Below are 20,649 nucleotides of genomic sequence, written 5' to 3'. Positions count from 1 at the left end.
TATTCAGCATTTAAAAACATTCACATAGAATATTTTTTCTAACATAGCTGGTATAAACAAAACGAAGTTGCTACACTATCGCGCTATGTCAAATAATAACAGCTATCAAGCATTGTGCAGGCTGCTTTTTCTTTTACCCACCTTTTTGGAGAACTTCTATGAGCGATTTAAACACCTTGTTTCAAAAAATCAAACAGCGCGACCCAAATCAAACCGTATTCCACCAAGCAGTAGAGGAAGTGTTTGGCAGCCTGCAACCGTTTTTGGCAAAAAATCCAAAATACACGCAACAAGGCTTGTTAGAACGCATTGTTGAGCCAGAACGTGTGATTATGTTCCGCGTGTCTTGGGTAGACGACAAAGGTAATGTGCAAGTAAACCGTGGCTATCGCGTACAAATGAACTCGGCCATTGGTCCATACAAAGGCGGCATTCGTTTCCACCCAACTGTGGATTTGGGCGTATTGAAATTCTTGGCGTTTGAACAAGTTTTCAAAAATGCTTTGACCACTTTACCTATGGGCGGCGGCAAAGGCGGTTCGGACTTTGACCCGAAAGGCAAATCAGACGCAGAAGTGATGCGTTTTTGCCAAGCGTTCATGAGCGAATTGTATCGCCACATTGGCGCAGACACAGATGTACCCGCAGGCGACATTGGCGTGGGCGGACGCGAAGTGGGCTATATGTTTGGTCAATACAAAAAATTGAGCAACGAATTTACATCTGTATTAACAGGCAAAGGCTTGGCGTACGGCGGTAGCTTGATTCGCCCAGAAGCAACAGGCTACGGCACGGTTTATTTTGCTGACAGCATGTTCAAAACCAAAGGCGACAGCATGGCTGGCAAACGTGTGTTGATTTCAGGTTCGGGCAACGTAGCGCAATACGCAGCGGAAAAATCTATCCAGTTGGGCGCAAAAGTGCTGACCGTTTCCGATTCGAACGGCTTTGTACAATTCCCAGACAGCGGCATGACCGAAGCGCAATTAGCAGCGTTGATTGAGCTGAAAGAAGTGCGCCGCGAGCGTTTGTCTGTGTATGCCAAAGAACAAGGCTTGGCTTATTTTGCTGACCAACGTCCTTGGGGCGTGCCTGCCGATGTGGCATTGCCTTGCGCGACTCAAAACGAGTTGGACGAAAAAGACGCAGCAGCCTTGTTGGCAAACGGCGTGAAATGCGTGGCAGAAGGCGCGAACATGCCATCTACTTTGGGTGCGGTGGAAGCGTTTATCAAAGCGCAAATCTTGTACGCACCAGGCAAAGCGTCTAACGCAGGTGGCGTGGCAACATCTGGCTTGGAAATGAGCCAAAACCACATGCACTTGTCTTGGACGCGCGAAGAAGTCGATGCGCGTTTGTTTGGCATTATGCAAAACATTCACGAAAACTGTGTCGCAAACGGTACAGAAAACGGCTACACCAACTATGTAAACGGCGCGAATATTGCAGGCTTCAAAAAAGTGGCAGAAGCAATGTTGGCACAAGGTATCGTGTAATCTAATCTAAATAAAAAAGCAGCCTGCACTTTGTTGATAAAAAGTGCAGGCTGCTTTGTCTTTGTTTATGTTGATTGAATGTGCAGGCTGCTTTGTTAATTTAAGTAAAAAATAATCTTGATTAAGTTATGAAAGATTGATACAGTTTGACTCATATCAAATTTTATTTTTTAAATGACCATACAATTATAAATGTTTGAGCAGGGCGCACGTTCTGCTCGCCACTACCCAAAACAAGCAACAGGAAGATTGCTATGTCTCGTATTCATTTACGTTCTTTTTATACATTCATCATTCAATGCTGGATTTTGTTGTGTACGCTGGCATTGGCTGTGCCAGCGTATGCAGAACGCTTGCCTGAACTGATTAAGCAAGTGCAGCCTGCCGATATTTTCCCCAATGCAACACGTTTTGGCGAACCCGAAGGCAAGCCAATGACGGCAAAAGTGTTCCAAGGCGATAAAGAAGTTGGCGTGGTTTATATCACGTCCGATGTTGTGAACACACGCGGCTATTCCAGCAAACCGATTGACACCATTGTCGCGCTAGACAAAGACGGCACGATTATGGGTGCGCGTATGCTCAAACATAATGAACCAATTTTGCTGGTGGGCATTCCTGTTTCCAAAGTGGATACGTTTATCAACGGCTACATTGGCATGAATCCGACTAAAAATCCGCCGAAAGCAGGTTCAACGCCGTCTGAAATCGTAACAGGCGCAACGGTAACGGTGGTCGTGATTGGCGACAGCATTGTGCGTTCTGCTCGCGTGATAACTGCACAAATGAATAAGCAAAACGGTATGCAGGCTGCTTCCAATGCTGCGGTGCAAACGCGCCCACATCGTTTGCCCAATATGGATAAACAAGATGTGTTGTCTTGGGACGATTTATTGCAACAAGGCGCGGTGCAAAAACTGCATTTAACCATTACCGATGCCAATCAATTATTGGCAAAAAATAACCCCGATGCCGACAAAAAAGCCGAACAAGGCAACCCAGATGACACGTTTATTGATTTATATACCGCCGTTGTATCGCAGCCGTCTATTGGTAAAAGTTTGTTGGGCGAAGACGGCTACAAACAACTGGCGGCGAGCTTAAAACCCAATCAAACCGCGATTGTGGTGGCAGGCGATGGACGTTATTCGTGGAAAGGTTCGGGCTATGTCCGTGGTGGTATTTTTGACCGTATTGAAGTCATTCAACACGACGACGGCTTCCGCTTTACCGATTTGCAACACACGCGCTTGCTGGATTTAAAAGCCGCTGGTGCGCCGCATTTAAAAGAAGTATCGCTGTTTGTTACGTCTGACGACAACAAACTGGACGCAGCCGAGCCATGGCGTTTGCAACTGACGGTTCAACGCGAAATTGGCGTAGAAAACAAAGCGTTTGTTACGGTGGATTTGCCTTACCAAATGCCGCAGTCGTTCACGGTTGATGACCCCAATGGCGAACCTGTTGTGATTGCCCAAGCTGCACCTGTGCAGGCTGCTTCGGATACTACTGCTGCTGGTGTCGATGCAGCAGGCGATTTGGACGAACAAGACAATCCGCAACGCGATTTGTGGAAGCGTATTTGGCAAGACAAAATGCCGCATGTTGTTGCGATTGGTTTGATGTTGTTGATTTTGACTGCGGTGTTCTTCTTCCAAGACACGATTGTGAAATACGAGAAAGCCTATTTGCGTTTTCGCTATGCGTATTTGACGGTAACGTTGCTGTATGTGGGCTGGTATTTGCACGCGCAGTTGTCGGTGGTCAATGTATTGACGCTCACATCGTCTATTGTGCAACACCATTTTAGCTGGGACTATTTCTTGATGGACCCATTTATCTTTGCATTATGGAGTGCCACAGCGATGTCGATGTTGCTGTGGGGGCGTGGCGCATTTTGTGGTTGGTTGTGTCCGTTTGGCTCGCTGCAAGAATTGACCAATGCGATTGCGAAAAAATTTGGCGTGAAGCAGATTACTGTGCCATTTGGCGTTCATACACGTTTAACCGCGATTAAATATATGATTTTTGTGGTGTTGTTTGGCGTGTCGCTGTATGAATTGGGTTTTGCCGAAAAATTGGCGGAAGTTGAACCATTTAAAACTGCAATTATTTTGCATTTTGTGCGCGAATGGTGGTTTGTGCTGTTTGCAGTGACATTATTGGTGGCAGGTTTATTTATTGAACGTTTTTTCTGCCGTTACTTGTGTCCTTTGGGCGCAGCGATGGCAATTCCTGCTAAATTGCAAATTTTCAACTGGTTGCGTCGTTATTCAATGTGTGGCAATCCGTGCCAAATTTGTAATCACGAATGCCCAGTACAGGCGATTGCACCAGAGGGCGACATCAATGTAAACGAATGTATCCAATGTTTGCATTGCCAAGTGATGTATAACCACGAAACACGTTGCCCACAAGTGGTGGCAACCAACAAGAAAAAAGCCAAACAAGCGGCTGCCAAAGCGGAATTGAACGAGCAAAAAGTGGAACGAAATCCGCCAGCCGAACAGGTGGCACAGTTTGTTGGCAAAGACAAAGAAAGTTAATTAGTAACAATAAGTGCAGGCTGCTTTTGTCGGTCGCGCAAAGCAGCCTGCACTTTAAATAAGCAGTAAAAAAAGTTGTATTTTTAAAACCGCGGCAAATGCCGTCATCTACTCAATAGGAGTTTTACCATGTCAGAAAATAAAATTAGTCGCCGTAGCTTCCTTGGCACAGCCGCTGCATCAGGCGTAGGATTAGTGGGTTTAGCCGCATGTGGCGGTGGTACACAACAATCAGCAGATAAAGTGGCTTCTGCTGCTCATGCAGGTGCATCAGTTGCCGCCGATACGGCTACACACGCTGCTGCTGGTGGTCAAACATCGCACATCGCACCAGGTGAATTGGACCAATACTATGGCTGGTTGTCAGGCGGACAATCGGGCGAATGTCGCGTGGTAGGCGTGCCATCTATGCGCGAATTGATGCGTATTCCTGTGTTCAATATGGACAGCGCAACAGGCTGGGGGCGCACCAATGAAAGCCGCCGTATCTTGAACGAACACATCACTGAAGACACACGCAAATTCCTGAAAGCAACCAATCAACCTGTGTTGCCAAACGGCGACTTGCACCACCCGCATATGTCGTTCACAGATGGCACTTATGACGGTCGCTATGTATTCGTAAACGACAAAGCCAACACTCGTGTGGCGCGTATTCGTTGCGATGTGATGAAAACCGACAAAATTATTGACATACCAAACGCATCTGCCGTACATGGTTTGCGCTTGCAACGTTATCCAAAAACAGGCTACGTTTTTGCCAATGGCGAACACATTGTTCCTGTTCCAAATAACGGCACGATGTTGGACGACCCAAAACAAAACTGGTGGGCAATCTACACGGCGATTGATGGCGATACCATGGAAATCGCATGGCAAGTGATGGTGGACGGTAACTTGGATAACGGTGATGCCGATTACCAAGGTAAATACTCGTTTGCCACTTGCTATAACTCTGAAAAAGGTTTGACTGTGGGCGATGCTTCGTCTGCTGAACAAGACTGGTGTGTGGTGTTTGATATTGAAGCGATTGAAGCAGGCGTAAAAGCAGGCGACTTCAAAGAAATCAACGGCGTAAAAGTGTTGGACGGTCGCGCACAAGCCAACAGCAAATACACGCGCTACATTCCTGTGCCAAACTCGCCACACGGCTGTAACGCATCGCCAGACGGCAAATACATCATGCTGAACGGTAAATTGTCGCCAACCGTTACTGTGTTGGACGTGAGCAAAATGCCTGATTTGTTTGCAGGCAAAATCAAAGAGCGCGATACCGTGGTTGCTGAACCAAAATTGGGTTTAGGCCCACTTCATACCGCGTTTGACGGTCGTGGCAATGCCTACACCACTTTGTTTATTGATAGTCAAATGTGTAAATGGGATATTCAAAAAGCCATTGATGCGTATGCGGCTAAATCGGACAAAGACGACTACATCATTCAAAAATTGGACGTACATTATCAACCAGGTCACAACCACACGACCATGGGTGAAACCAAAGAAGCAGACGGTAAATGGTTGGTGTCTTTGAACAAATTCTCCAAAGACCGTTTCTTGAACGTAGGTCCGTTGAAACCAGAATGCGACCAGTTGATTGACATTTCTGGCGATGAAATGAAGTTGGTACACGACAATCCAACTTTTGCTGAACCACACGACATGATGTTGGTTGCGGCAAGCAAAATGAATCCTGCTAAATCTTGGGACAGAAAAGACCCATGGATGTGGAAAGCAGCGGTTGAGCAAGCCGAAAAAGACGGCGTTAAATTGGAAACGGCTGCCAATGTGATTCGCGACGGCAACAAAGTTCGCGTGTACATGACTGCGGTTGCGCCTGCGTTTAGCGTGCCTTATTTTGAAGTACACGAAGGCGACGAAGTAACCGTGTATGTAACCAACATGGAAACCACCGAAGACTTGACGCACGGCTTCACGCTGGAAGGCAACGGGATCGCTATTGAGATTGGCCCACAAGCCACTGCATCGGTTACCTTTACCGCCGCTCGTTTGGGCGTGAACTGGTTCTATTGCCAATGGTTCTGCCATGCGTTGCACATGGAAATGTCTGGCGTGATGATTGTTCGCAAAAAAGGCGAAGCGTTGAAAGACAAACCTGATGCACCTGTTGCAGCACAAAAGGCTTCTGAACCTGCCAAAGCAGAAGCAGCATCTAGCGCGTCTGCAGCGAAATAATCGCTAAAAAGCAGCCTGCATTTTAGTTAAACAAAGTGCAGGCTGCTTTTAGTCAATAAGGGCAGGGCGGTTTGCTCTGCTTTTTATTACTAATATATAGTGGATTAAATTTAGATTAGGACAAGGCGACAACGACCGCCGTGTACAGCTAGTACATAAGGGAGTTGGCAACGCTGTACTAATCTAAATTTAATTCACTATAATTTCAATATTGTTTACTTCTCACGCGCACAAATCATGTATTCCAAATTTCTTTTCTTGGCGATTTTGTTGAATGTGCAGGCTGCTTTTACTGCGGATGTTCACGTTCCAGCAGGCGCAGACTTGCAAGCGGCGATTGACCAAGCCCAAGCAGGCGACACGCTCAAACTGGCTGCTGGCACATACGGCAAAATCATCATCAACAAACCACTCACGATTGAAAGCGAGCAACCACACCAAGCGGAAATTCGTGGCGACCGCACAGGGCGTACCGTTTGGGTACAATCGCCTGATGTCGTGGTTCGCAATCTAACCATCACACAATCGGGTTTGAGTTTGCCCAAAATGGACGCAGGTGTGTTTTTGGACAAAACTTCCACCAACGCACTGATTGAAAACAACCACATTTTAGATAATTCGGTGGGTGTGTATTTGTGGGGTTCGGAAAAATCTATGGTGCGCGGCAACAAAATTGTTGGCAACACCCAGTTGCGCCAAAACGAACGCGGCAATGGCGTAACCGTGTGGAACGCGCCACACTCGCAAGTGGTTGGCAATCACATTTCCGAAGGGCGAGACGGCATTTTTTCCAACATCAGCAAATTCAATGTTTTTAAAAACAATTATTTTACGAAACTGCGTTACGCCGTGCATTATATGTACACCAACGACAGCGAAGTGAGCGGCAATATTTCCGACAACAACGAAATTGGTTACGCGATTATGTTTTCCGAGCGATTAAAGGTAAACGACAACATCGCCGTGAACAGCATCAACCAAGGCATTATGCTCAATGCCACCATTCATTCCGAAATCACGGGCAACGCGATTGATACCGCCGACAAATGCGTGTTTGTTTACAACGCCAACAACAATAAATTGGCAAACAATTATTTTACGCACTGCACCATGGGCATTCACTTTACTGCCGCGCCTGAAAATTTGGAAATTTATGGCAATGCGTTTGTGAATAATCAAACCCAAATCAAATACGTTGGCACACGCTTTTTTGATTGGGTCAAAGACGGACGTGGCAATTATTGGAGCGACAACAGCGCGTTTGATTTGGACGGCGATGGCATTGCCGATACCGCTTATCGCCCCAACAGCATTACCGACCAAATTTTGTGGCGCGCACCAGCCGCACGTTTGTTGATGAACAGCCCTGCGATTAGCATTGTTAAGTGGGCGCAACAACAATTTCCTGCGCTTGGCACGGGCGGCATTACGGATACCAAGCCGTTGATTAACATTCCCGAAACCGATGCGCTCAAACGCTTGCGTGAATTTCAAAGTCAAAAAGCAGCGTGAATTTTTATTTAGATATATAAGTCGTCATGCCCGCGTAGGCGGGAATCTAACGTAGCATTTCGGTAATGGAAAAATCATTCTGATAACTGAATGAGTTAGATAGATTCCCGCCTACGCGGGAATGACGGCAGTTTTAAGATTTCCACCCAGAAAACACAATGAATACCTTATTAACCCTATCGCAAGTAACCAAACAATACGGCGCACAAAAAGCCGTGAACAACGTGGATTTAACGCTGCAAGCTGGCGAATGCGTGGGCTTGGCTGGACACAACGGCGCAGGCAAATCCACCATGATGAAATTGATTTTGGGCTTGATTAGCCCCACCGTGGGCAGCGTAACGCTGTTGGGCGAAAACGTATCAGGCAACCGTGCCGCCGAAATCCGCCGACAAATTGGCTATTTGCCCGAAACCGTTGCTTTGCACCCATCGCTCACAGGCAAGGAAACGCTGGATTTTTACGCCAAACTCAAAGGCACAGATTTGTCGCACAACATGGATTTGCTGGCAAAAGTCGGCATCGCGCAATCGGCACAAAAACGAGTCGGTGCGTATTCCAAAGGTATGCGCCAACGTCTTGCGCTGGCACAAGCCTTGTTGGGCAAACCAAAAATCTTGCTGTTTGACGAGCCGACCACAGGTTTAGATCCAGCTTCGCGCCAAATGTTCTACCAAATTATTCGCGAACTCAAAGAACAAGGCGCAACGGTGCTGCTTTCCACTCACGCGCTGGCAGAATTGGACGGACACGCCGACCGCATTGTGGTGATGAAAAACGGCAACAAAGTGGCAGACGGCAATATGCACGAATTGCACATTCAAAGCGGTTTGCCGATTAAAATTCGCGTGTCGTTGGCACAAGATTTAGCGTTACCAGCACATTGGCAAAAAGACGCGCAAAGCAGCCTGCACACTTATACGAGCGAATGCCAAGCCGAAGACAAAGTACAGCGTTTGCGCGAATTGGGCAGCTTGGATAACATCACACAGATTGATATTCACGCGCCCACGCTGGACGAGATGTATGCTGAATTTTTGAAACGCGAAGATGTGTAAGCAGCCTGCACTTTAAATCAACCCACAAAACGAGACTTCACAACCATGTCCCCTATTTTCATCATCGCGCAAAAAGAAATCCGCGATAATTTACGCAATCGCTGGGTGATTGCCGCCACCATTTTGCTGTGTGCCTTGGCGTTGTCGCTGGGCTTTATGGGCAGCGCACCCACAGGCAGCGTCAAAGTGGACCCGCTGACTGTAACCGTTGTCAGCCTATCCAGCCTGTCCATTTTCCTGATTCCGCTCATTGCCATGCTGATGGCGTATGACGCGCTCATTGGCGAAATTGAACGTGGCACAATGGCTCTGCTGTTGAGCTACCCCATTTCGCGCTGGCAAATTTTAGTCGGCAAACTGCTTGGACACACGATTATGCTGGCGTTGGCAACCACCATTGGTTACGGCATCGCAGGCGTGGTGTTGCAACTGAATTTTGGTGGCATTCAAGCCGCAGCGTGGAAACCGTTTTTCTTGCTCATTGCCGCCAGCGTGTTGCTTGGCACAGCGTTTTTGTCGTTGGGTTACTTAATCAGCGCAAAGGTAAAAGAACGTGGCACAGCAGCAGGTTTGGCGATTGGCGTGTGGTTGTTTTTTGTCGTGATTTTTGATATGGCGTTGCTGGGCATTTTGGTTGCCGACACGCAACAAAAAATCACCGCCAAAGTGCTAGAAAACGTGTTATTGCTGAACCCGACCGATATTTATCGCTTGCTCAATCTAACAGGTTTTGAAAACACCGCCATGTATTCGGGCATGGCAGGCGTGAGCGGACAAATTGGGTTGAGCAAAACCGTGTTGCTGCTGGCGCAATTTGGTTGGATTGTTGTACCGTTTGCGTTGGCGGCATGGTTGTTTAATCGCCGTCAGATTTAGTATTCATTTTCAGTGATTTCATTCCCTCTCCTTAAAGGAGAGGGAGCCAGTTTGCTAACTATTATCGTGTACCAAAATCATCAGGGAACATCATTATGAAAAAATACATCGCTTCCATTGTTATTACACTCGCGCTGGCAGCCTGCGGACAAACCGCTACCAGCGCACCAGCCGAATTGCCCAAAGCGCAAGTCATCACCGAACATTCCAAAGGCTATTACTGCACCATGAATCTAGCCGAACACAACGGGCCCAAAGCGCAAATCTTTTTGGATAGCAAGCCCAACGAGCCTTTGTGGTTTTCCACCGTAACACAGATTTTTGGCTTTGTGCAGCACCCAGGCGAACCCAAAGACATTGCTGCGATTTATGTGTCCGACATGGGCGCGGTTGCCGATTGGAACACGCCCAATTCCGATGTGTGGATTGATGCCAAAACCGCGTATTATGTGATTGACAGTCAATTTGTTGGTGGCATGGGCATAGCCGATGCGTTGCCGTTTGCCGATGCCAGCAAAGCGCAAGCCTACGCACAACAACACGGCGGCAAAGTGGTTACGTTTGATACGATGCCCGAGTCGTATATCTACAAATAAACAAAGCAGCCTGCATTTTGTTTACCAAATGTGCAGGCTGCTTTTTGTTATTCATTGAATCACAAAACAAAAAATAACTTTGCACAGCTTAACTTTTTGACATAGAATAGATACATCATTCTACAAGCAGCCTGCATCAGATTGCGGCTGCTTCAATTTATTGGATTAAGGATTAAACATGAATATTTCTCGTCATTTAAAAGTTAGCGTTGGCATGGTTTTGTTGGCATTGGCACAACAAGCAGCCGCATCGGGCTATCACTTTGGTACGCAATCGGTAAACGCACAAAGCACAGCCAATGCTGCGGCTGCCGAAGCGGCTGATGCCACCACTTTGTTCTATAACCCAGCAGGCTTGACCAAACTCGATTCTAACCAAATCTCTGCCGCTGCGAACTTGGTGTTGCCACATATCAAATACAGCAATGCACAAGCCACTTATCGTGGCGGTTCTGCCGTGCGTGGTAGCACCAGCGGCAAAATCACCGATACAGCCGTTCCTGCTCCACACGTTTATGGCGCATACAAATTGAACGACCGCATCACCTTGGGCTTGGGTATGTATATCCCGTTCGCGTCATCAACCGAATACGAAAAAGATTCGGTGCTGCGCCATCATTTGAACCAACTGGGCTTGACTTCTATCGCGTTTGAGCCTGTGGTGGCATTCAAAGCCAACGACCAGCATTCGTTTGGTGCAGGCGTGATTGCCCAATATTCCAAAGCGGAATTGCGTAAGTTTGCTGACTGGAATGCGTCTGGTGCATTCAATCGGTTAATTAGTATGGCGACTAGTGGTGCAGTAACCAATGCTTCTGGTTTGGTTGATGGACATGCCAAAGTAAAAGGCGACGACTGGGGCTTTGGCTACCATTTGGCGTGGATGTTTGATGTGAACGACCGTTTCCGTATGGGTGTAAACTATCGCTCTAAAATTGAACACAATCTAAAAGGCGATGCGGAATGGGACGTATCTACTGCATTACAAGCTGCTCAACCTACTATTCGTGGTTTGGGTTATGTTACCAAAGAAGGAGCAAGTGTGAAAATCGTTACGCCTGAATCGTTGTCCTTGCACGGTATGTATCGTGCCAACGATAAATTGAATCTGTTTGGCGACATTACTTGGACACGCCACAGCCGCTTTAATCAAGCCACTTTGTATTTTGAAAACCAAAAAACTATTGGCGTAAGTGGTACAGGCCCAGTACGCAGTAACCGCACCGTGATTACCCCAAATTGGCGCAACACCGTTAAAGTGGCATTGGGTGCATCGTATCAAGTGAGCGAGCCATTGCAACTTCGCGCAGGTATTGCGTTTGACCAAAGCCCAATTCGCAGCGCAGACGACCGCTTGAACACGCTGCCAGACGGTAACCGCATTTGGTTCTCGGTAGGCGCGAAATATGCGTTTAACAAAAATCATATTATCGATGTAGCGTATTCGCATATTCACATCAATGACACATCGTTTAAAGGTAAGGCATCAGACGGCACAACGGTGGACAGCAAAGGTGCGGCATCGGCAAACTTTAAAAACTATGCCAATATTTTGGGTGTTCAATATACCTATAAATTCTAATTATTGGCTTGGATAAAAGTGCAGGTTGCTTTTGAAATCGCTCAAAAGCAGCCTGCACTTTATTTTTGTGAAAATTTTGAATATTCAGCGATTCAACCCTCTCTCAAAGGAGAGGGAGTAGATTCGCGGTTATCGCATAATTTTGATATAAATTTGAACGATTACGTTGTGTAGATACCTACGATTTACCCACAATCCACCGCATCAAGCCAGCCCCCAACGCCACCGCGCCCAAACCGCTCGCATTGTGCAGCAGCCAAACCCACATCGCGCTGCCCCAACGCCCTTGATACGCCAACGTGATGACTTCGTTGGCAAACGCGGAAAACGTAGTAAAACTGCCCAAAAAACCTGTTACCACCAGCAACTGCCACGTTGTCCCCCAACTTGCGCCCCACGCCATGCCAATCAACAAACAGCCCAAAGTGTTGACAAGCCACGTTCCCCACGCCATAAAGTGCAGGCTGCTATTGAGCCACACGCCCAATCCCCAACGACTCCACGCGCCCAAAATCGCGCCAATGGCAACGCAAGCAGCCTGCACCATATTTATTTGCGTCATAACTTTTGCGCCTGTTCAAAATCGTGTAGCAGCGACAATTCAAATTCGCTAAACCCAGCTCGTTGTCGCGCTTCCAAGTTCACATAACCGCGAAACACGAACATATCGTGCTGCTTCAATAGCTGGCGAAACAGGGCGAGCGGCTCTAATCCGCGTTGTTGGCACAAATAGTGATACCAACGGTTGCCGATTTTAACGTGCCCCACTTCATCGCGATAAATAATGTCCAACACATCGCAAGTCGCGTCATCGCCGCGCTGTGCCACTTTGGCGCGAATGGCAGGCGTTACGTCCAAACCACGCGCTTCCAACACACGTGGCACGAGTGCCATTCGCAGCAAAGGGTCGTATGCCGTGTGTTTTGCCATGTCCCACAAATGCGCGTGGGCAGGGAAATCGCCGTAATCAAAGCCGTGTTCGCGCAATCGGTCGCGCATCAGCATAAAATGTTCGCACTCTTCTTTGGCAACGCCCAGCCAGTTGCCGACAAATTCGCGTGGCAGCGTGCGAAAGCGATACGCCACGTCCAATGCCAAGTTAATCGCGTTAAACTCGATGTGGGCGATGGCGTGCAACATAGCGGCATAGCCTTCGGGTGTGGACGGTTTGCGCTGTTCCACTTGGGTGTGTGGCACTAAAATCGGGCGTTTGGGTCGTCCTGCAATCAAAACGTCTATGGGCGATTCAGGTTCGGGCGATTCACGCAAGCAGCCTGCACACCAATAATCGTATGCAGCAAAGGTTTGGGCGCATTTTTGGTCGGGGTCGGTTGCGGTTAGGGCTTGATAGAGCAGGGAATACAAAGTTTGCATGGTAAAAAAGTCATCAAATTAAGTTAAAAAAATGGATTTTTTGATTGTGTAAACAAGTGATTAAAAGTGCAGGCTGCTTTTACATTTGGGCGATAGGCTTGGCAAAAAAAGTAAAAATGTTAAGATACCGCATCATTTTAACCGAATCACAGGAGAGAAATATGAAAAATTGGAAAACGATTTTAGCCGCCACCGTGCTTGCCGCCACTACTGCCACCGCCCATGCAGGTGCGATTGATGCGCTGCGCCAGTTCAACAATGATGCCGATGGCATTAGCGGTGCGTTTACACAAACAGTACAAACTCGCAACAAAAAACAAACCACTTCGGGCAGTTTTCAGATTTTGCGCCCAGGTTTGTTCAAATGGGAATACACCAAACCGTATCGCCAAATGATTGTGGGCGATGGCAAACATATTTGGTTGTATGACGTGGATTTGAAGCAGGTAACGCAGTCCAACCAAGACCAAACGATTGGCGATAGCCCCGCGGCGATTTTGTCCAACAAGTCCGCGCTGGACACGAGTTACACACTCAAAGAAGACGGCAGCCAAAACGGTGTGGATTATGTGTTGGCAACGCCGCGCAAAAACAATGTTGGCTATCAATTTATCCGTATTGGCTTCAAAAACAATCAATTAGCGGCAATGGAATTGAAAGACAGTTTTGGCAATCAAACGTCTATTCAATTTGGACAACTGAATACCAAGCCGAACTTGTCGCGCTCTGCGTTTCAGTTTACGCCGCCAAAAGGTGTGGACGTTTTGACGCAGTAATTAAGTAAAACGCACGATAAAAAATGCAGGCTGCTTTTGAAATCGCTCAAAAGCAGCCTGCACTTTGTTTACCCTAGTGCAGGCTGCTTTTTACTATATAATGCGCCCACTTCTATCAACAAAGACAACACCATGACCGACAACCGCTTTACTCCGCCGCCTTTTGCCAACCACAGTCCGCAAACGTGGTATCAAGCCGCCGCGCAGCACCCAGCGTTTATCCGCGACCCAGCGCAAGCCAAAGCCATTGAACACCTAGACCGCTTGTGGACAGAATTGATGATGTTCAAACGCAAACGCAATCGTTTTTTGGGACGCAGTTTGCGCTCGCCCGAGGTGCCGACAGGTTTGTATTTTTATGGCGGCGTGGGGCGCGGCAAAAGTTTTTTGATGGACGCATTTTTTGGCTGCCTGCCCTACAAACGCAAACGCCGCGTACATTTTCACGCCTTTATGGCAGAAATCCATCAACGTATGCGCGATAAACGCAGCGAGCAAGACCCGCTCAAAGCCGTCGCTAAAGACATTGCTGTGGAAACGCGCGTGCTGTGTTTTGACGAATTTCACGTTAGCGACATTGCAGACGCGATGATTTTGGGGCGATTGCTGGAAAACCTGTTTGCCGAAGGCGTGGTGCTGGTGGCGACTTCCAACTACGCGCCGTCCGAACTCTATCCACAAGGGCAAAACCGCAGCAGCTTTTTGCCAACTATCACATTGATTGAAAAGCAATTAACCGTGTTAAACGTGGACGGCGGCGAAGACTACCGTATGCGAACCTTGAAACCAGCCGAAGTGTTCTATATCCCCAACAACGCGGAAAACGAGCAAAAATTGGCGGATTTGTTCGCACAACTGGCTGGCAGCGATGCGCGTTTGCCTGAAAAAATCAGCATTCACGAGCGCGAATTAAGCTGCAAAGGGCGCAATCATCGCGTGATTTGGTTTGATTTCAGAACCTTGTGTTTTGGTACGCGCTCGCAGGCGGATTATTTGTGGCTGGCGGAAAACTATACACACGTTTTGATTTCAGGCGTAGAAAAAATGTCGCCCAACGAGAAAAACGAAGCGCGGCGATTAACTTTGCTGGTGGACGTGTTTTACGATTATCGCGTCAAATTGTGTGTTACTTCGCAAGTGGCAATGGACGCGTTGTACACCGAAGGCGATTTTGCACACGAATTTGTGCGGACGGTGAGCCGTTTGGTGGAAATGCAATCGGAAGATTATTTGGCGTTGCCGCATTTGAAATTGAAGTAAACACGCAAAAGCAGCCTGCACATTGCGTAAACAAAAAGTGCAGGCTGCTTTTGTGCTAAAATCGCGCGTTTTTTAATTTTATCAACAAGGAATCATCATGAGCTTAAAATGCGGCATCGTCGGTTTGCCAAACGTGGGCAAATCTACCCTTTTCAACGCTTTAACCAAATCAGGCATTGAAGCGGCAAACTATCCATTTTGCACCATCGAACCCAATGTCGGCATTGTAGAAGTACCCGACCCACGCATGGACGAATTAGCGAAAATCGTTAATCCGCAAAAAATGCAGCCTGCAATCGTGGAATTTGTGGACATCGCGGGCTTGGTAGCGGGCGCGAGCAAAGGCGAAGGTTTAGGCAATCAATTTCTTGCCAATATCCGCGAAACAGACGCGATTGTAAACGTAGTGCGTTGTTTTGATGATGATAATATTATTCACGTTGCAGGTCGCGTGGACCCGATTGCAGATATTGAAACGATTGGTACAGAATTGGCGTTGGCGGATTTGGCGAGCGTGGAAAAAGCAATTTTACGCGAAGGCAAACGCGCCAAATCAGGCGACAAAGACGCGCAAAAATTGGTCGCGATTTTGGAAAAATTGTTGCCACATTTGAATGAAGGTAAACCTGTTCGCGCATTTGGCTTGGATAAAGAAGAAATGGCATTGATTAAACCATTGTTTTTATTGACGGCTAAACCTGCGATGTATGTTGGCAATGTGGCGGAAGACGGTTTTGAAAACAATTCACATTTAGCGCGTTTGCAAGAATTGGCTGCACGTGAAAATGCGCCTGTGGTAGCGGTTTGCGCGGCATTGGAAAGCGAAATTGCGGAATTGGACGACGCGGAAAAAGTGGAATTTTTGGCGGAAATGGGTTTGGCTGAACCTGGTTTAAATCGTTTGATTCGCGCTGGTTATGATTTGCTCGGTTTGCAAACGTATTTTACGGCTGGCGTGAAAGAGATTCGCGCTTGGACAATCCACAAAGGCGATACTGCACCGCAAGCGGCTGGTGTGATTCATACCGATTTTGAACGCGGCTTTATTCGCGCACAAGTGATTGCCTATGATGATTTTATTGCGCTCGGCGGCGAAGCCAAAGCGAAAGAAGCAGGCAAAATGCGCGCGGAAGGCAAGGAATACGTTGTACAAGACGGCGACGTGATTCATTTCTTGTTTAATGTGTAAACCCAACAAATAAAAGTGCAGGCTGCTTTGTTTGTAGGCAATCATGCCTACGGCATACCCTTTTATACCTAAATCGGAGATTTGGACAAAAGGGCAAAAGCAGCCTGCATTTTTATTTGTCTTACTTCGTCTCTTGGTCAATTTGCTGCGTGCTTTGCTGCATTGCGCCTTGCACTTTTGCTGCCGAGCTGTCCACTTTTTTACGCATCTCAACCGCTTGGTCGCCTATGCTGTTGGGGTTGGGCTGTTTGTTTTCGGTTTGGGTTGCAGGCTGCTTTTCGCTGCCGCCACACGCTGCCAAGCTCAATACTAATGCGCCAATAATCCATACGTTTTTCATACTATTTTCCTTATGCTAAAAGTTGATGATTCGAGTTGCCAGCCGTTTGCTTGATGACACGCTTGCCATTGATGTGCAGGCTGCCTGCGACAAAATCGGCAACCGCTTGTGGCAACAGTTGATGCTCTACTTTGAGTACACGCGCGGCAATGTCATCCGCCGTATCGTTGTCCAAAATCGGCACAACACCTTGGGCGATAATCGCGCCGTTGTCCAATACTTTGGTTACAAAATGAATCGTGCAGCCTGCAATGCGACAGCCTTCGTCCAAAGCGCGTTGATGCGTGTGCAGCCCTGTAAACGCAGGCAGCAATGATGGGTGAATATTGATGCAGCGATTTTCGTAATGCTTACAAAACGTAGGTGTCAAAATCCGCATAAAGCCAGCCAGTACCACCAAATCGGGCTGATAGGTGTCGATGAGCTGCATCATAGCTTGGTCAAAGGCTTCGCGGCTGGTAAATTCTTTGTGATTGAGTGATGCGGTGGCAATGTCGCGTTCTGCCGCCCAAGCTAAACCTGCTGCTTGCGGATTGTTCGACAACACGGCGGCGATGTGCGCGTTGGGAATGTTTGCGTTCACAATCGATTGCATATTGCTGCCGCGACCAGAAATCAAAATAACGATGTTTTTCATAAAGAGAGTTCTTTTATGTGGAGGATTGGATTATCGGTTGATTATAGCGAATTAAATTCAAACTAGTACAGCGTTGCCAACTCCCTTATGTATTGGCTGTACACGGCGGTCGTTGTCGCCTTGTCCTAGTTTGAATTTAATCCACTATATATCAAGTGCAGGCTGCTTTCGCTTGCTATCAAAAAACAAAAAAAGCAGCCTGCACACAACATATTTCGCCTTATAATCGCGCTTTCTTTTTCATGGAAACAAAAGGACAAAAAAACCATGCCCACTACCATTCGTGAAGTCTGCAACATCAATTATTGGGGCATTAGCTATTATGATGTTGATGAACGTGGTGACATTATCGTGCGCCCCAATCCGCAGCAGCCTGAAAAAACCATTTCGCTGCAACAATTAACCGAAGAAGTGCAACAAAAACATCAGGCGCGTTTGCCGATTTTGCTTTGTTTTCCGCAAATTTTGCAGCACCGTTTGCGCTCTATCAATCAGGCTTTTCAGGCAGCGCGTGAAGATTTTGGTTACAACGGCAATTATTGTTTGGTGTATCCGATTAAGGTGAATCAACATCGCCGTGTGATTGAAAGTTTGATTCACAGCAATCAACCGCACGGTTTGGAAGCTGGCTCAAAAGCGGAATTGATGGCGGTGTTGGCACACGCTGGCACAACGCAAACGCTGATTGTCTGCAATGGCTACAAAGACCGTGAGTACATTCGTTTCGCGCTGATGGGCGAGAAATTGGGACACAAAGTCTATTTGGTGATTGAAAAATTATCTGAAATCCAAATGGTGTTGGAAGAAGCGGCGAAATTGGGCGTGAAACCACGTTTGGGTGTTCGGGCGCGTTTGGCTTCGCAGGGTTCGGGGAAATGGCAGGCTTCGGGCGGCGATAAATCTAAATTTGGTTTGTCGGCTTCGCAGGTTTTGCAACTGGTTGAATTATTAAAACAAAATAATCATTTGGATTGTTTGCAATTATTGCATTTTCATTTGGGTTCGCAGTTGGGCAATATTCGCGACGTGGCGACTGGTGTGCATGAATCGGCGCGTTTTTATGTGGAATTGCATAAATTAGGCGTGAATATTCAATGTTTTGACGTGGGCGGCGGTTTGGGTGTGGATTATGAAGGCAATCGCACGCAATCGGATTGTTCGGTTAATTACAGTTTGAGCGAATATGCGAGTACGGTGGTTTGGGGAATTGGTCAGGCGTGTCGAGAGTACGATTTGCCGCACCCGACGATTATCACAGAAAGCGGTCGTGGCATTACGGCACATCACGCGGTTTTGGTGGCGAATGTGATTGGTGTGGAACGCTATAAAGCGGAGCAACTCAATCCACCTAGCCCCGAAGACCCACGAGTTTTGCATAGTATGTGGGAAACGTGGACGGATATTTTTGCTTCACGCGAAAAGCGTTCGTTGCGTAGTTGGATTCACGAAAGTCAGTTTGATTTGTCGGACGTGCATAATCAATACAATGTTGGTTTGTTGAATTTGCAACAACGCGCTTGGGCGGAGCAGCTTTATTTGAATATTTGCCATGAAGTTGGCGAGTTGTTCAACGAGAAACATCGGTCACATCGGACAATTATTGATGAATTGCAAGAGCGTTTTGCGGATAAATTGTATGTGAATTTTTCGCTGTTTCAGTCGCTGCCTGATGCTTGGGGAATTGACCAATTATTCCCAGTTTGTCCGATTACGCAATTAAATCAGCCGATTGCACGTCGTGCGGTGTTGTTGGATATTACTTGCGATTCGGACGGCACGATTGACCATTATATTGATGGCGACGGCGTGGCAACCACCATGCCAATGCCTGAATATTCGGAAGACAATCCACCATTGTTGGGCTTTTTTATGGTGGGCGCGTATCAGGAAATTTTGGGTAATATGCACAATTTGTTTGGCGACACGACAACGGTTGATGTGTTGATTAACGAGAAAAATCAATTTGAATTAGCCGATTACGATGAAGGCAACACGGTGGCGGATATGTTGGAATACGTTTACCAAGACCCGAAAGAGTTGATGAAGCGTTACCGCGAACAAATTGAGCAATCGGATTTGCCAGCGTCTCAAGCGATGATATTTTTGAAGGAATTGGAAATTGGCTTGAACGGCTATACTTATTTGGAAGATGAGTAATTTGGCGTTTCAGGCTGCCTGAAAACACATTCACAAAATAAATTCACACAAGGAAAAAACCATGCAATACAGCACCCTAGCAGGACAAACCGATAATTCATTGGTTTCTAACAATTTTGGCTTTTTGCGTTTACCGCTCAATTTCATGCCCTACGACAGTGATGCGGAATGGGTCATCACAGGCGTTCCGTATGATATGGCGGTGTCGGGGCGTTCGGGCGCGAGATTTGGCGCGGAAGCGATTCGCCGTGCTTCGGTTAATTTGGCGTGGGAACATCGCAAATTTCCATGGACGTTTGATGTGCGTGAACGCTTGAACATTGTAGATTGTGGCGATTTGGTGTTTTCGTTTGGCGACAGCCGCGATTTCGTGGAAAAAATGGAAGCCCACACCACCCAATTATTGCAATCGGGCAAAAAATGTTTAAGTTTTGGAGGCGACCATTTCATCACATTGCCCTTGCTCCGCGCCCACGCCAAACATTTTGGCAAATTGGCGTTAATCCATTTTGACGCGCATACTGATACTTACGACAACGGCAGCGAATACGACCACGGCACGATGTTTTACACCGCGCCAAAAGAAGGTTTGATTGACCCTGCGCGTTCGGTGCAAATCGGTATTCGCACGGAACACAGCAAAAAATTGCCGTTTACCGTTTTGACTGCGCCACAAGTAAACGATGATAGCGTGGAACAAACGGTTAGCAAAATCAAGGAAGTAGTGGGTGATATGCCTGTTTATTTGACGTTTGATATTGACTGTCTTGACCCCTCTTACGCGCCAGGGACGGGTACGCCTGTTTGTGGCGGTTTGAGCAGCGACCGTGCGTTGAAAATTTTGCGCGGTTTGACTGATGTGAATATTGTGGGCATGGACGTGGTGGAAGTTGCGCCATCTTACGACCATGCAGACATTACTGCGTTGGCTGGCGCAACGATTGCGCTGGAAATGTTGTATTTGCAAGGCGTGAAGAAAGGTTAATCGCACTTTATAATATTGTGCAGGCTGCTTTGAGCGATGAAAAAGCAGCCTGCATTATTTTTCATTATTTTA

The 20,649-nt window shown here is 47.2% G+C and carries 17 protein-coding genes; 13 read left to right on the top strand and 4 right to left on the bottom strand.

What is annotated here, in order from left to right; all coding sequences use genetic code 11:
- The first annotated feature begins 158 nt into the window (after positions 1–158).
- The 8 genes from gdhA (at position 159) to DQN52_RS00390 (ending at position 11,859) form a co-directional block, all read left to right on the top strand.
- A complete protein-coding gene (gene gdhA, locus DQN52_RS00425; RefSeq protein WP_003787270.1) occupies positions 159–1,496 on the top strand; it encodes an NADP-specific glutamate dehydrogenase in 1,338 nt (445 codons plus the stop codon).
- Positions 1,497–1,750: 254 nt separating this feature from the next.
- Positions 1,751–4,042, top strand: coding sequence for a NosR/NirI family protein (locus DQN52_RS00420; protein ID WP_003787271.1), 2,292 nt, complete (start codon positions 1,751–1,753; stop codon positions 4,040–4,042).
- Positions 4,043–4,171: 129 nt separating this feature from the next.
- A complete protein-coding gene (gene nosZ / locus DQN52_RS00415; protein WP_003787274.1) occupies positions 4,172–6,235 on the top strand; it encodes a TAT-dependent nitrous-oxide reductase in 2,064 nt (687 codons plus the stop codon).
- 237 nt (positions 6,236–6,472) lie between these two features.
- A complete protein-coding gene (locus DQN52_RS00410; RefSeq protein ID WP_003787276.1) occupies positions 6,473–7,747 on the top strand; it encodes a nitrous oxide reductase family maturation protein NosD in 1,275 nt (424 codons plus the stop codon).
- A gap of 158 nt (positions 7,748–7,905) precedes the next feature.
- The gene (locus DQN52_RS00405; protein ID WP_003787278.1) at positions 7,906–8,805 is read left to right on the top strand and encodes an ABC transporter ATP-binding protein; all 900 of its coding nucleotides are present in this window, start codon (positions 7,906–7,908) and stop codon (positions 8,803–8,805) included.
- Between the two features lie 45 nt (positions 8,806–8,850).
- Complete coding sequence (locus DQN52_RS00400; RefSeq protein ID WP_003787280.1) at positions 8,851–9,681, top strand: ABC transporter permease; 831 nt, start codon at positions 8,851–8,853, stop codon at positions 9,679–9,681.
- 95 nt (positions 9,682–9,776) lie between these two features.
- Positions 9,777–10,277: a nitrous oxide reductase accessory protein NosL gene (locus tag DQN52_RS00395; protein WP_003787282.1), complete on the top strand. Its 501-nt coding sequence runs from the start codon at positions 9,777–9,779 to the stop codon at positions 10,275–10,277.
- Positions 10,278–10,455: 178 nt separating this feature from the next.
- Positions 10,456–11,859, top strand: a complete 1,404-nt coding sequence (locus tag DQN52_RS00390; protein ID WP_003787286.1) for an OmpP1/FadL family transporter — start codon at positions 10,456–10,458, stop codon at positions 11,857–11,859.
- 178 nt (positions 11,860–12,037) lie between these two features.
- On the opposite strand, the gene DQN52_RS00385 is transcribed toward DQN52_RS00390, so the two are convergent.
- The gene (locus tag DQN52_RS00385; RefSeq protein ID WP_003787290.1) at positions 12,038–12,421 is read right to left on the bottom strand and encodes a fluoride efflux transporter FluC; all 384 of its coding nucleotides are present in this window, start codon (positions 12,419–12,421) and stop codon (positions 12,038–12,040) included.
- The gene (locus DQN52_RS00380; RefSeq protein ID WP_003787292.1) at positions 12,418–13,233 is read right to left on the bottom strand and encodes a ferritin-like domain-containing protein; all 816 of its coding nucleotides are present in this window, start codon (positions 13,231–13,233) and stop codon (positions 12,418–12,420) included. Before DQN52_RS00380 ends, DQN52_RS00385 begins: the two co-directional genes overlap by 4 nt.
- A 161-nt stretch (positions 13,234–13,394) precedes the next feature.
- On the opposite strand from DQN52_RS00380, the gene lolA reads away from it, so the two are divergent.
- From lolA to ychF, 3 genes are all read left to right on the top strand, one after another.
- Entirely contained in the window at positions 13,395–14,009 is a 615-nt protein-coding gene (gene lolA, locus DQN52_RS00375) for an outer membrane lipoprotein chaperone LolA (protein WP_019389746.1), read from the top strand.
- 132 nt (positions 14,010–14,141) lie between these two features.
- Positions 14,142–15,269, top strand: coding sequence for a cell division protein ZapE (gene zapE, locus DQN52_RS00370; protein WP_003787296.1), 1,128 nt, complete (start codon positions 14,142–14,144; stop codon positions 15,267–15,269).
- 97 nt (positions 15,270–15,366) lie between these two features.
- Positions 15,367–16,458: a redox-regulated ATPase YchF gene (ychF, locus tag DQN52_RS00365; protein WP_003787299.1), complete on the top strand. Its 1,092-nt coding sequence runs from the start codon at positions 15,367–15,369 to the stop codon at positions 16,456–16,458.
- Between the two features lie 121 nt (positions 16,459–16,579).
- Here ychF and DQN52_RS00360 read toward each other — a convergent pair whose 3' ends face one another.
- Both DQN52_RS00360 and purN read right to left on the bottom strand, forming a co-directional pair.
- Positions 16,580–16,798 (bottom strand): hypothetical protein, encoded by a 219-nt coding sequence (locus DQN52_RS00360; RefSeq protein ID WP_003787300.1) that lies wholly within the window; start codon positions 16,796–16,798, stop codon positions 16,580–16,582.
- Between the two features lie 10 nt (positions 16,799–16,808).
- A complete protein-coding gene (gene purN, locus DQN52_RS00355; RefSeq protein WP_003787303.1) occupies positions 16,809–17,435 on the bottom strand; it encodes a phosphoribosylglycinamide formyltransferase in 627 nt (208 codons plus the stop codon).
- A gap of 267 nt (positions 17,436–17,702) precedes the next feature.
- Here purN and speA point away from each other — a divergent pair, with 267 nt between their 5' ends.
- Positions 17,703–19,592: a biosynthetic arginine decarboxylase gene (speA, locus tag DQN52_RS00345; RefSeq protein ID WP_003787305.1), complete on the top strand. Its 1,890-nt coding sequence runs from the start codon at positions 17,703–17,705 to the stop codon at positions 19,590–19,592.
- 61 nt (positions 19,593–19,653) lie between these two features.
- Positions 19,654–20,577 (top strand): agmatinase, encoded by a 924-nt coding sequence (speB, locus tag DQN52_RS00340; protein WP_003787307.1) that lies wholly within the window; start codon positions 19,654–19,656, stop codon positions 20,575–20,577.
- Positions 20,578–20,649 lie beyond the last annotated feature (72 nt).

Source organism: Kingella kingae (assembly GCF_900475905.1).
In the GTDB taxonomy this organism is placed as follows: domain Bacteria; phylum Pseudomonadota; class Gammaproteobacteria; order Burkholderiales; family Neisseriaceae; genus Kingella; species Kingella kingae.
This window is presented reverse-complemented; position numbering and strand designations above follow the sequence as displayed.

What these genes read in the sequence shown, in the direction of transcription:
- speA (WP_003787305.1), top strand. Translation starts at nt 17,703, where the DNA reads ATGCCCACTACCATTCGTGAAGTCTGCAACATCAATTATTGGGGCATT.
- DQN52_RS00405 (WP_003787278.1), top strand. Translation starts at nt 7,906, where the DNA reads ATGAATACCTTATTAACCCTATCGCAAGTAACCAAACAATACGGCGCA.
- zapE (WP_003787296.1), top strand. Translation starts at nt 14,142, where the DNA reads ATGACCGACAACCGCTTTACTCCGCCGCCTTTTGCCAACCACAGTCCG.
- DQN52_RS00360 (WP_003787300.1), bottom strand. Translation starts at nt 16,798, where the DNA reads ATGAAAAACGTATGGATTATTGGCGCATTAGTATTGAGCTTGGCAGCG.
- lolA (WP_019389746.1), top strand. Translation starts at nt 13,395, where the DNA reads ATGAAAAATTGGAAAACGATTTTAGCCGCCACCGTGCTTGCCGCCACT.
- DQN52_RS00400 (WP_003787280.1), top strand. Translation starts at nt 8,851, where the DNA reads ATGTCCCCTATTTTCATCATCGCGCAAAAAGAAATCCGCGATAATTTA.
- purN (WP_003787303.1), bottom strand. Translation starts at nt 17,435, where the DNA reads ATGAAAAACATCGTTATTTTGATTTCTGGTCGCGGCAGCAATATGCAA.
- speB (WP_003787307.1), top strand. Translation starts at nt 19,654, where the DNA reads ATGCAATACAGCACCCTAGCAGGACAAACCGATAATTCATTGGTTTCT.
- DQN52_RS00395 (WP_003787282.1), top strand. Translation starts at nt 9,777, where the DNA reads ATGAAAAAATACATCGCTTCCATTGTTATTACACTCGCGCTGGCAGCC.
- DQN52_RS00385 (WP_003787290.1), bottom strand. Translation starts at nt 12,421, where the DNA reads ATGACGCAAATAAATATGGTGCAGGCTGCTTGCGTTGCCATTGGCGCG.
- DQN52_RS00390 (WP_003787286.1), top strand. Translation starts at nt 10,456, where the DNA reads ATGAATATTTCTCGTCATTTAAAAGTTAGCGTTGGCATGGTTTTGTTG.
- ychF (WP_003787299.1), top strand. Translation starts at nt 15,367, where the DNA reads ATGAGCTTAAAATGCGGCATCGTCGGTTTGCCAAACGTGGGCAAATCT.
- DQN52_RS00420 (WP_003787271.1), top strand. Translation starts at nt 1,751, where the DNA reads ATGTCTCGTATTCATTTACGTTCTTTTTATACATTCATCATTCAATGC.
- DQN52_RS00410 (WP_003787276.1), top strand. Translation starts at nt 6,473, where the DNA reads ATGTATTCCAAATTTCTTTTCTTGGCGATTTTGTTGAATGTGCAGGCT.
- nosZ (WP_003787274.1), top strand. Translation starts at nt 4,172, where the DNA reads ATGTCAGAAAATAAAATTAGTCGCCGTAGCTTCCTTGGCACAGCCGCT.
- DQN52_RS00380 (WP_003787292.1), bottom strand. Translation starts at nt 13,233, where the DNA reads ATGCAAACTTTGTATTCCCTGCTCTATCAAGCCCTAACCGCAACCGAC.
- gdhA (WP_003787270.1), top strand. Translation starts at nt 159, where the DNA reads ATGAGCGATTTAAACACCTTGTTTCAAAAAATCAAACAGCGCGACCCA.